This window comes from Colwellia sp. BRX9-1, from assembly GCF_014077195.1.
Taxonomy (GTDB): domain Bacteria; phylum Pseudomonadota; class Gammaproteobacteria; order Enterobacterales; family Alteromonadaceae; genus Colwellia_A.
Map to the genome: position 1 here is coordinate 284,079 of NZ_JACGVM010000002.1, position 12,025 is coordinate 296,103.

The window sequence follows — 12,025 nt, forward strand, 5'->3', positions numbered from 1 at the left end:
CCAGCGCAATAATTGTTAGGCTAACATGATACACTTTTGTTTAAACACTAAAACGAGTTAAGCAACCATTGAAAGATTGTAATCAATGTGGAAAATGCTGTATAAAATATGGCGACGGAGGCATAGCAGCTTCGATTGAAGATATTGAGATGTGGGAAATTTTTCGCCCTCATATTCATCAATATGTAATAAAAGATAAGATTTGGTTTAATCCTCAAACCGGTAAACAACTGACACAGTGCCCTTTCCTAGAAAAAATGCCTAACCAAGATGCTAGCGAGCAAGTTAAATATACTTGTGCAATTTATCAAGACCGCCCTGAAGACTGCCGGGATTATCCGAGTAATGTCAGTGAGATGATCAGGGATGAGTGTGAAATGATAGAAATCATCGATTTAACCCATCCCCAACAAGCGCAATACAAACTTAATAAATTAATGAGCCGTAGTTAACGTTTATTTTTTGGTACATAATTTAGAATAGAAAGTGGCACCACTTTTTTGACTGGAAATCCTTCAAATTCTTTGCGTTTAATAACATGCCCTAAACGGCTTTCTATCGCACACAAGTTTCTAAAATTGTCCTTGGCTACAAATGATACCGCTTCTCCAGAGGCTCCCGCTCGACCTGTTCGGCCAATACGGTGAATATAGTCATCGACTTGATCAGGTAAGTCGTAATTAACCACTCGAGTGAGCTCGCCGATATCAAGACCGCGTGAAGCAATACCTGTAGCGACAAGAAACTTAATTTTACCGGTTTTAAAGTCATTAAGAACTTGTTCTCGCATCGCTTGTGTTCTGCCACCATGAATAGACTCGGCACTAATGCCACGTTTTTCTAGCTGGCTAACAAGTTTAGCTGCACCGTGTTTTGTTTCGATAAAGATCAGCGCTTGCTGCCATTGATGTTCAATAATTAAATGGCTCAGTAATGCCGACTTATTACCTTTATCAACCGTTATTAACCATTGATCAATTTTAGGTTTAGAGGCGCTATTATTGCCGATAGAGATTTCTGTCGCATTACTAAAGGTACGCTTTGATAACGTTCGAACATCATCAGAAATAGTGGCTGAAAATAATAAGTTTTGACGTTCGAGTGGCAAACGTTCAATGATTTTATTAATATCTTCAATAAAACCCATATCAAGCATTCTGTCAGCTTCATCTAAAACAAGGACTTCAAGTTCATCAAAATGCAGAGCACGTTGATGAGCCATATCAAGTAATCGCCCGGGAGTCGCAACAACAATATCAACCCCCCAAATAAGCTTCTGCCTTTGCGGTTCAATGTCAGTACCACCGTACATTGCCATCGAGCTTAGGTCTAAATACTTACCATAATCACGGATACTTTGTTCTACTTGAACGGCAAGTTCACGTGTTGGGGTAAGAATAAGCGCTCGAATACGTTTGCCACGTAATTTTCGTTCGGTATTAAGTTTTTCAAGTATTGGTAAAACAAAACTGGCCGTTTTACCGGTACCTGTTTGCGCTGCAGCAACAAGGTTTTTTCCCGATAAAATAACCGGAATGGCTTTTTTCTGAATAGCCGTTGGCTCGCCATATTTTAAGTCAGCAAGTGCTTTTAAAAGCGGTTCACTTAATCCCAGTGTCGAAAATGGCATAATACTATCCTTGAAGTTTAATTTTTAAACCTTTAATAAAGGTCGATAAAACTTCATCACTACAATCTCTATAATGTTTATTATTGATGCTTCGAAAGAATGCACTTAATTCATATTTGGTTAAGCTCAACTCGGCTAATTCAAGCGTATCAATCACTTCATCAGCTTGTAGAGAAAAAGCAATTTTCAACTTATTAAAAATAGCGTTATTAGTTAAGACAGCTTCAGGAACCGCTTGTGGTCCTTCTTTTGCGCCTCTTCTTTCAACAATCAAGCCATTGAGGAAACTAGCAAATTCTACATCAAGTAGTTCAACATAAGTCTCATCGTCTTTTTCTTTATAAAAACAAACCAATTGCTCTGCTGATATTTCACAAGCATTTAATTTAAAGACGGCACGGGTTTTTTCGTCATCAAAATCAAGTAAAGTACTTAAGCGACGAAGAATATCATTGTTTATCATGTTTAGGCCTAGAGAACGTTGTTAAGGTGAAGGCAGCAGTAGAGTTGTCTTCAGAGTGGTAGAGAGTATAGCGCACTCGTTTTAAATGTTTGCTAACTCATTTTTTTGTCTATTAAATAGTGCTTAGTTAAAGCGTTAAAAACGCCATTAAAGGCGTTTTCAACAATCAAATAACTAAGCTAAAAGAGAACTAAGCTCTTTTTTGAGCCTGTATTTGGCTATCAAGATATTCATCTAACGAACCTTGAAAATCAACAAGCTTTTTATCTTTAATGTCGATAATACGGGTTGCTAAGCTAGAAACAAACTCACGGTCATGGCTAACAAAAATTAACGTACCTTCAAAGTCTTTTAGCGCATTGTTCAATGCATCTATCGCTTCGATGTCCATGTGGTTAGTCGGCTCATCCATAATTAATACGTTGATATCAGCCATCATTAAACGACCGAATAACAAGCGATTTTTCTCACCACCTGAACAGTTACGTGCTTTCTTGTTAGCATCATCATCAGTGAATAACATACGTCCTAGCATGCCACGAACACTTAAATCATTGTGACAAGGTCTACGCCATTGCGACATCCATTCCATCAATGTTAAGTCATTGTCAAAGAATGAACCACTATCTTGTGGACAATAACCCACAGAGGCATTTTCAGACCATTTAACAACGCCTTCAGTTTGCTCTAACTCGCTCATTAAACAGCGAAGTAACGTTGTTTTACCAACACCGTTTTCTCCGATGATAGCTAATTTAGCACCCGCTTCTAACAATAAATCACCTTTAGAAAACAAAGTAACGCCGTCAAAACCATGCGCTAAACCTTCAAGCTCTAGTGCTTGTCTGTGCATTTTCTTGCCAGGGGCAAAAGCTATTTTTGGGGTGATACGACTTGAAGACTTTACATCATCAAGTTTAATTTTATCCATTTTCTTAGCACGAGAACTTGCTTGTTTCGCTTTAGAAGCGTTAGCGCCAAAACGGTTAACAAAGTCTTGCAGCTCAGCAATCTCAGCAACTTTTTTATCATTACCGGCTAATAACTGCTCGCGTAACAAACCAGACTGCGCTAAGAAGAACTCGTAATTACCCGGGTAAACGCGTAATTCACCGTAATCAATATCAGCCATATGTGTACATACTGAATTAAGAAAATGTCTATCATGAGAAATAATGATCATGGTACATTTACGTTTGTTTAACTCAGCTTCTAACCAACTGATGGTATGGATATCCAAGTTGTTGGTTGGCTCATCGAGTAACAAAATATCAGGGTTAGCAAATAAGGCTTGTGCAAGTAAAACACGAAGTTTCCAACCTGGAGCAACTTGTTGCATTGAACCATAATGAAAAGATTCTTCGATACCTGCTTCTAGTAGTATTTCACCTGCGCGACTTTCTGCGGTGTAACCGTCCATTTCAGCAAATTCACTTTCTAAGTCACCAACACGCATACCATCGGCTTCGCTCATTTCAGCTTGTGCGTATATAGCATCTCTTTCTTGCTTTACTTTCCATAATGGCATATCACCCATAATAACAGTGTCAATAACATTGTGTTGTTCAAAAGCGAACTGGTCTTGACCCAACGTACTTACTTTGTTGCCAGTACTAACCGAGACATTGCCCGAACTTGGTACTAAGTCACCACTGAGTATCTTCATGAATGTAGACTTGCCACAACCATTTGCGCCGATCAAACCGTAGCGGTGACCATTGCCAAATTTAGCCGAAATGTTTTCAAACAAAGGCTCTGCGCCAAATTGCATTGTAATGTTAGATGTAGTGATCAAAGATAAATTCCTAAATAGTGCTAACTAAAATTGTTAACCAGCAACGGTGAAGATAGCAAAAATAGAAACATATTTAAGACCATCAAAATAAAGTGGCGCATTATACAGTAAAAACTCTATTTTCTCTACTTAATCCTTAAAGTTTTTGGTTGTTTTTTCACCAGTATCAACACAGAAGTGATTAGTGCTTGATATATTATTAAAAAAAATAATCAAAGCTCGTTAATCGCCTAGGGTATTTGCTTGCAAAACCTTATTTGCTCTAGTATTTTATTCGCACAATAAAAATAATATATGCGGATATTTCATGTCTATTGATACAATTTATAAGGTCACTTTACATCCTTTCATTAATGAATCTATTGCTAGCTTAAAATCGATGACCAGTTTATCGGGGAGCGCCGGCGAAGCTTTTATGGATAAAGTTGAAGACTTTCGTTTTAAAGGTTATGCCGTTTGCTCTGATATTACCGGCTGTTTAGATGGGGTAATTATGATGCATCATTACCCAGAAACCGCAGTAGCTATTGGTAATTCTGTTTGCCAAAATATGTTTGATGAAGCATATGATTACACAGAAATAAATGATGAGTTAAGTAATGCTTTAGCAGAATGGGGCAATACCATTGTTGGTCGAGCAACTGATTTACTGAGCCGCAACAACTTAAAATTTGATTTTTCTAGCCCATATTTTATCCATAATTTTAAAGATATGGAAAAATACTTAGCAGGCGTTAAAGAAATAATAACTGTACCAATTACCGTTGAAGGTGTTGGTCGTTACTATTTTAATTTATTGGTGCGTAATGTTAATTTTCAAACCAGTAATGTTGAAAGAGAACAAAGCTCAGGCATTGCAAATCCACACAGCACACCTTTACCACTAGAGAGTAAAATATTACTTGTTGACGATAGTGCGATGATACGAAAAGCAATAAAACGCTTTTTAGCCGGTTTAGGTTATGAAAATGTCATTGAAGCAGACGATGGTAGTACTGCGGTAGAAGCGGTAAAAAATCAAGCACCTGACTTCCTTTTCATGGACGTCGTGATGACTAAGATGAACGGTAACGAGGCATTGAAAGCTATTCGTGCCAGTGGCTCAAATGTACCTGTGGTAATGTTGTCTTCTGTTACCGATAAAGGACTCGTCGATGAATGCCAAGCAAGTGGCGTTTCTGGTTTTATTTTTAAGCCAATTCAAGCCAGTAATGGCGCAAAAATAATTAAAGACTATTTAAAAGTAGTTTAAGCCCGTACATATTTATTTGATGAGGTACTTTATTTCAAAGATAAAGTACCTTTAAACTATTTAATATAAAAAAGAAGTTTATAAAAGACATGGAAAAAGACACTGTTTCAACGGGTAACGTTTATGTGATGACTCACTCTTTTTTTTCAGATGTGATAAGAATAGGCTGTACTCCAGATGATCCGGTCGAATACGCTCGGTTACTATCAAAAAACTCGCCAGGTGATTACTCGCTGGTATTTTCTTTAGCGTGTAACAACCCGTGCGCGATAAAAAAGAAAATACGCGAATATCTCAACGCACAAGAATACGTTAATGAGTTTTACCAAGTATCGGCAGAGGTCGCAGCAAAACTATTAAAAAGAGAAACCTTAAGAATTGCCATTACTAATGAAGTAAGTACTGACTAATTTTTGTGAAAAACGTCCTGCCCCAGACAATAGCCACAATAAAACCACTTAACCCTATTTGACTAGTAGCTCACTAACAATAAGCTTTAACAAAAAAGTTTCACGTTCAATAGAAAGTCCCTTTTTTAGACTATTCGCTATTGTTTGCTCATTATGACTAATAGCTTGATGTATATTCATCCAAATTGGATGCATACCATTATTAATTTCATGCGCTTCAAGCTCGGGTTCAAGTAACTCTTCATCTATTGAACAAATATAACAGTAAGACTCCATATGAATAAGTTCGAAGTCGGGCTTATGCCAAGGTCTAAATTCTTCATATAAACCAAACGCTTGAATATTTTGCACATTATGTGCGCCAGTTTCTTCTTTTAACTCGCGCACCAAACCGGCAACATTACTTTCACCTTCGTCGATACCGCCACCGGGTAAACTGTAATCATGATACCGCTTGGTATACAGCAAAAGTATATCTTCACCCTTTAAGACAATAGCCCGCGTTGCTTTTCGAGTAAATTGGCGTGCTGACATATCACGAATGTCAGGATGAATAGTTGATTTTAGTAAACGCATAGCAGGATCTTTAGAAATATCTAGAAAATCATCACCATTAAAACAAGAAGTTGTTAACTCCACGCCCTAACCGTAATAATTTTAAACAACAAGTTATGAGCATCTTACTACAGTGAAGATAGATTAGCCGAAGATTTTATAGCTCCGCCTAAATAGTACCCAGTAATAACAGGAGCTTGCGCTATTATTTTAGTATATCAATAAAGTACTTTAGAATAATCACCAGATTTGTCATTATTAAAGTGATGTTATCTGTCATATGAATATTAAGCCCAGTGAACAGGATCAACATGATAATAATTTTTAAGTTGCTGATAGAGCATCGGATACTTAGCATGAAACTGTTTAGCTTGTTCAAAAAATACTTCACTGGTAACAGCAAAAAATTCAGCCGGATTTGTTGCTCCGTAATAATCAAATAATGAGGGTGCTCCGGTTCTTGCTTGCATCTTTAACTGTTCAAATTGTAGAGAAAAAGCAGCAGACCAACCTTGATAGCTCTGCCCTTCATCCAGTATAGGCGCACCGTTAGCGCTGCCATTTTCTTGGTCTAGCTGATGGGCAAACTCATGAATGACCACATTACGACCATCATCAGGTATTTTTGCACCGTCTAAAGTATCTTGCCAAGATAATACAACTTTACCAAAATCCCATGATTCACCCGCCAATGCTACTTTTTGTTGGTATCTTAAGCCATCAGTCCCCATATTTTGCTGTTGCTTAATAAAAGCCCGAGGGTAAACCAGTATGGTTTGTAATTTAGGGTAAAAATTAGTCTTGCGATTAAGCAACAATAGACATGCTTGGGCAGCAATAGTTATACGTATTTCATCGGTTATTTTAACACCGTTACAACCAACGAAGGTTTTCTCCGCCAAGAATACCTGAATATGTTGCTTTAACTGCAACTGTAAATCTGTTGGCATTTGTCCAAAATAAGGCATTCTTTGTTGAATGATTTTTCGCCATGTTTTTTTAAATGGCTGACGCCTTATTTTATCTCGCTGATATTCTCGCCAGTAAGGCTTACCGACAGAATAGCCAATAAGTAAAACGCCAATAAATATGGGAAGAAGATAAGACAACATAGTGAACTTTACTGGTTAGGATTTACTATGATGTAGGTCCGCTATGATTAAATATCAAGCTATTGCCGCTATATTTAATCATTAAAAACGCTAAATATTAATTTTCCCGTCCTTTAAAGAACCTTTTAAGCTAAATACTGATTGTTGCCAATAAAGTTAACAGGTATACATATTGCGACATTGTGAGTATTATTTTAGCGTTAAGTAATACTTATAATAAAAGGCTCGATCGCAGGGCAATACTTGGAATTAAAACCACATGAAATTATCAAAAATATCTGCAGCGTTAGCAGCTGTGCTCGCTTTTTCTGGCTGCTCTGAACAAGAAACAAGCAGCAATAAAGCAGAGCCAAAGCAAACTCATCAAGCGACAGCAACTAGCAACAATGAATTTAAATGGCAGGTAGACCGTTTTGCTGATATCCGTGTTATACGTTATCAAGTACCTGGTTTTGAAGAGTTGCCTCTAGAAACTAAAGAGTTGTTATTTTATCTTTATAAAGCAGCGCTTTCTGGTCGTGATATTACTTGGGATCATAACTACAAATACAACCTCACCATTCGTCATACGCTAGAAGCGGTTATTGCTGATTATGCCGGAGACAAAAGCAGCGAAGAATTCAAAAAGTTCAATGAATACACCAAACGTGTTTGGTTTTCTAACGGCATTCATCACCATTATATGTCAGGTAAATTCAGCCCTGAATTTAGCCCTGAAACTTTTGAACGCTATGTCATGTCAGTTGCCGAAAAAGGTAAATTACCCTTAAATAAAGACCAAAGTGCTGAGCAGTTAGTGGCCTTACTAACGCCTATTTTATTCGACCCAACGGTCGCACCTAAAATGGTTAATCAGTCTGCTAACATTGATAATGTTGTTGCCTCTTCCGTTAACTATTATGAAGGCGTTACCGAACAAGAAGTTGAAGACTTTTATAAAAATAAGGTCGATGTAGACCCTAAGCGTCCAGTATCTTGGGGCTTGAATTCTAAATTAGTAAAAATTGACGGCAAGATAGTTGAACAAGTGTGGAAAGTGGGTGGTATGTACGATAAAGCCATCAGTGAAATTGTCTTTTGGCTAGATAAAGCAGCAACCGTTGCTGAAAACGAGCAACAACGTAAAGCCCTAACCTTGTTATCTAAATACTATAGAAGCGGTGATTTAAAAGACTTTGACGACTACTCTATTGCGTGGGTTAAAGACGTTAATTCAGATGTTGACGTAGTAAATGGTTTCATCGAAGTTTACGACGATCCTCTAGCTTACAGAGGTTCATTTGAATCCGTTGTTTCGGTAAAAGATCACGAAGCCACCAAGGTGATTGCTAAGATTGCCGCAGAAGCTCAGTGGTTTGAAGATAATTCACCACTCATTGAAAGCCATAAGAAAAAAGAAGTCAAAGGTATTACCGGTAAAGCCATTACAGTTGTTATTGAATCTGGCGATGCTTCTCCTTCTACGCCTATTGGCATTAACTTACCCAACGCTAACTGGATACGCGCTGAGCATGGTTCAAAGTCGGTAAGCTTAACTAATATTGTTAGTGCTTATGACAACGTAAAAGGTGGTTCGTTAGCCGAGTTTGTTTGGGACGATGCTGAACTTGCCCGCAGCAAAGAATTTGGTCCGTTAGCGTCTCACTTACATACCGATTTACATGAAGTTGTTGGTCATGCTTCGGGGCAAATTAACGAAGGCGTTGGCACACCTAAAGAAACGTTAAAGCAATATTCGTCAGCCCTTGAAGAAGGTCGCGCCGACTTAATTGCCTTGTACTATCTTATGGATCAAAAATTAATTGATATGGGTGCAATGCCAAGCTTAGAAGTGGGTAAAGCAAGCTACGACAGTTATATTCGTAACGGCATGATGTTGCAATTAAGGCGTCTAAAAGAGGGTGAGCATATTGAAGAAGCACACATGCGTAACCGCCAGTTAATTGCAAGTTGGGCATTTGAAAAAGGTGCCACTGACAATGTTATTGAAAAGCGAGTTCGTGATGGAAAAACTTTTTTTGTTGTCAACGACTATCAAAAGCTACGGACATTATTTGGCCAATTATTACGTGAATTACAACGAATAAAGTCTGAAGGTGACTTTGCTGCAGGCCAAGCTTTAATTGAAGGCTATGCGGTTAAGGTTGACAAAAAATTGCACTTAGAAGTGTTGAGCCGTTATGAGAAACTTAAATTAGCACCATATTCTGGTTTTGTTAACCCTAAATTAGAGGCCGTTTATCTAGGTGATAAAATGACTAATGTTAAAATCACTTACCCTGATAACTTCCAAGAGCAGATGTTGGAATATGGTAAAGATTATGGTTTATTGCCCGTTTTAAACTAAAGTCAAAACCTCTTAAAATAACGTAAACGTTATCAGAAACCAAGGCGTGTGATCACAATAATCATACGCCTTGTTTATTTTGCTTAAAACGCCCTCTTTATCCTTAAAGTTATCTTTGGCATAATGTCGATTAGCAATATTAAGTAAAAACATGACAACTAAGTATTTTATAATATTTACGCGCAGCTTATAACTATAAAATTAAAACTATAAATTAATACAATCCAGAGAATTCTAATGAAAAAAACAACGATTTTATTATTAGCGATGGCTTCAACATTTGCCACAGCTGATGAAGGTATGTGGCAACCTCACCAATTGCCAAGCATTGCATCAGAACTTACCCAAGCAGGTTTAAAATTAAATCCTAACGATTTAACCGATCTTACTGGTTTTCCTATGGGTGCTATTGTCAGCCTTGGTGGCTGCACGGCTTCTTTTGTTTCTGATAAAGGCTTAGTTGCCTCTAATCACCATTGTGTTTATGGCTCTGTTCAATACAACTCAACAGCAGAAAACAACCTACTCGCCAATGGTTTTCTAGCAAAAACCTTTGATGAAGAGCTACCCGCTACACCCGGCAGTCGTATCTATGTAACAGAAGAAATCAATGATGTTACCACGTTAATTAAAGGCAGTATTACCGAGAACATGTCGGGCTCTGAGCGCTATAAAGCCATAGATAAAAACTCTAAAACATTAGTAGCTGAATGTGAAAGTGATGACAAATATCGTTGTAGTGTTGTCAATTTTCATGGCGGTTTAGAATATTATTTATTTAAACAATTAACTATTCGCGATGTTCGTTTAGTCCATGCTCCAGCAAGTAGTGTTGGTAAGTATGGTGGCGATGTTGATAACTGGATGTGGCCACGCCACACCGGAGACTATGGTTTTTATCGTGCATATGTCGGTAAAGATGGCCAACCCGCCGATTTTAGTAAAGACAACGTACCTTATGAGCCAAAGCATCACCTAAAAGTGAATAAAAGTAGTGTTGATGAAGGCGATTACATTATGGTGCTAGGTTACCCAGGACGCACCAACCGTTACCGCACTGCACTTGAGGTTGAAAACCAATTTACTTGGACTTACCCTAATGCTAAAAATTATCGTGAAGAGCTTATCGACTTAATTCATAACGAGTCTGCACCAGAAAGTGAAGCGAGAATAAAGTACGAAAGCACCTTAGCCGGCTTAGCTAACTACGCAAAAAATTACGGTAGCATGATAAAAAGCTACAATAAAGGCACAACGTTAGCCCGTAAACAGCAACTAGAACAAGACTTAAGCGCTTGGATCAATGCTGATAAAATGCGAAAAGCTAAATATGGCAACGCACTTACCGGCCTAAATAAGCTCCTAAAACAAAACCAAAAAAATCAAGCACGCGATTTGATTCTAGGTTATATGGCTTACAACAAAATGTTAAGCACCGCTTATCGTTTACATCGTTTAGCCGTAGAAAAAAACAAACCAAACGTAGCGAGAGAAAGGGGTTACCAAGAACGTGATCTTGCACGTTTTGAACAAAGCATGAAAACCTTTAATCGTCGATTCGACGCGAATATCGATCAAAAGATCTTATTCGCTATGTTGACACATTATGTTGAATTGCCTAAATCAGAACGTATTCTCGCCATCGATGAATTTTTTGAACTTGAACAAGGGCTAAATAAAAAAGCCTTAAGCACTAAGCTTGAAAAAATGTATCAAACATCAACAATTGCTGACCAAGAAACTCGCCTTACTTGGATGAATAAATCGGTAGCCGACTTTGAAAAAAGCTCAGATCCCTTTATTCAACTTGCCGTAAAGACTTTTTCTGTAAGAAAAGCACTTGAAGAAAAAGACGAAGAATTGTCAGGTAATATTCAAGCTTATCGTCCTAAGTATATGGAAGCGTTAATCGCCTATTTTAACGATAAAAAACTCCCTGTATACGCAGATGCTAACAGTACATTACGTATTACTTACGGTAACGTAAAAGGTTATTCGCCAGTAGACGGACTCACTGCAACACCTTTTACCACACTTGAAGGTATAGTAGAAAAAGACACAGGTATAAAACCTTTTAATGCGTCTAAAAAACAACTCGAGTTAATTAAGAGTAAAAATTATGGCGAATACGCTAAAAAAGAACTCGGCTCAGTGCCAGTAAACTACCTAGGCACATTAGATATTACCGGTGGTAACTCTGGCTCACCTACTCTCAACGATAAAGCAGAATTTGTTGGTTTAGTCTTTGACGGTGTTTATGAAAGTATTATTGGTGATTGGGATTACGACACTAAATTAAACAGATCGATTCACGTTGATATTAAATACATGTTATGGGTGATGGAACATGTTGACGGCGCGACCAATCTTATTGAAGAAATGGATATAGTTGAATAATTAACTTAATTTTATTTACCTTAAAAATCCGGCTTAAGCTGGATTTTTAACGTTAACTAAACGA

Annotated in this window: 10 protein-coding genes; 5 read left to right on the forward strand and 5 right to left on the reverse strand. The window is 37.7% G+C overall.

Features of this window, described 5'->3' with window-relative positions; translation table 11 throughout:
- Positions 1-68: 68 nt before the first annotated feature.
- Positions 69-452, forward strand: coding sequence for a YkgJ family cysteine cluster protein (locus tag H4J76_RS03795; RefSeq protein WP_182230130.1), 384 nt, complete (start codon positions 69-71; stop codon positions 450-452).
- Here the strand turns inward: H4J76_RS03795 and H4J76_RS03800 are convergent.
- The 3 genes from H4J76_RS03800 to H4J76_RS03810 form a co-directional block, all read right to left on the reverse strand.
- The gene (locus H4J76_RS03800; RefSeq protein ID WP_182230131.1) at positions 449-1,630 is read right to left on the reverse strand and encodes a DEAD/DEAH box helicase; all 1,182 of its coding nucleotides are present in this window, start codon (positions 1,628-1,630) and stop codon (positions 449-451) included. The two genes, H4J76_RS03795 and H4J76_RS03800, sit on opposite strands and share 4 nt — an antisense overlap.
- Positions 1,631-1,634: 4 nt before the next feature.
- The gene (locus H4J76_RS03805; protein ID WP_070374170.1) at positions 1,635-2,093 is read right to left on the reverse strand and encodes a DUF1456 family protein; all 459 of its coding nucleotides are present in this window, start codon (positions 2,091-2,093) and stop codon (positions 1,635-1,637) included.
- 190 nt (positions 2,094-2,283) lie between these two features.
- Entirely contained in the window at positions 2,284-3,888 is a 1,605-nt protein-coding gene (locus H4J76_RS03810; RefSeq protein ID WP_070374171.1) for an ABC-F family ATPase, read from the reverse strand.
- A gap of 307 nt (positions 3,889-4,195) precedes the next feature.
- Between H4J76_RS03810 and H4J76_RS03815 the strand changes: the two genes are divergently transcribed.
- Positions 4,196-5,140, forward strand: a complete 945-nt coding sequence (locus H4J76_RS03815) for a response regulator (RefSeq protein ID WP_182214848.1) — start codon at positions 4,196-4,198, stop codon at positions 5,138-5,140.
- A gap of 89 nt (positions 5,141-5,229) precedes the next feature.
- Positions 5,230-5,550 (forward strand): GIY-YIG nuclease family protein, encoded by a 321-nt coding sequence (locus tag H4J76_RS03820; protein ID WP_182214846.1) that lies wholly within the window; start codon positions 5,230-5,232, stop codon positions 5,548-5,550.
- Between the two features lie 54 nt (positions 5,551-5,604).
- Here the strand turns inward: H4J76_RS03820 and H4J76_RS03825 are convergent, their stop codons facing one another.
- Both H4J76_RS03825 and H4J76_RS03830 read right to left on the reverse strand, forming a co-directional pair.
- Positions 5,605-6,126, reverse strand: coding sequence for an NUDIX hydrolase (locus tag H4J76_RS03825; RefSeq protein ID WP_182214967.1), 522 nt, complete (start codon positions 6,124-6,126; stop codon positions 5,605-5,607).
- Positions 6,127-6,392: 266 nt separating this feature from the next.
- Complete coding sequence (locus H4J76_RS03830; RefSeq protein ID WP_182230132.1) at positions 6,393-7,217, reverse strand: zinc-dependent peptidase; 825 nt, start codon at positions 7,215-7,217, stop codon at positions 6,393-6,395.
- 259 nt (positions 7,218-7,476) lie between these two features.
- Here H4J76_RS03830 and H4J76_RS03835 point away from each other — a divergent pair, with 259 nt between their 5' ends.
- Complete coding sequence (locus H4J76_RS03835; RefSeq protein ID WP_182230133.1) at positions 7,477-9,564, forward strand: dipeptidyl-peptidase 3 family protein; 2,088 nt, start codon at positions 7,477-7,479, stop codon at positions 9,562-9,564.
- A 237-nt stretch (positions 9,565-9,801) separates the two neighbouring features.
- A complete protein-coding gene (locus tag H4J76_RS03840; protein WP_182230134.1) occupies positions 9,802-11,961 on the forward strand; it encodes a S46 family peptidase in 2,160 nt (719 codons plus the stop codon).
- The last annotated feature ends 64 nt before the right edge of the window (positions 11,962-12,025 follow it).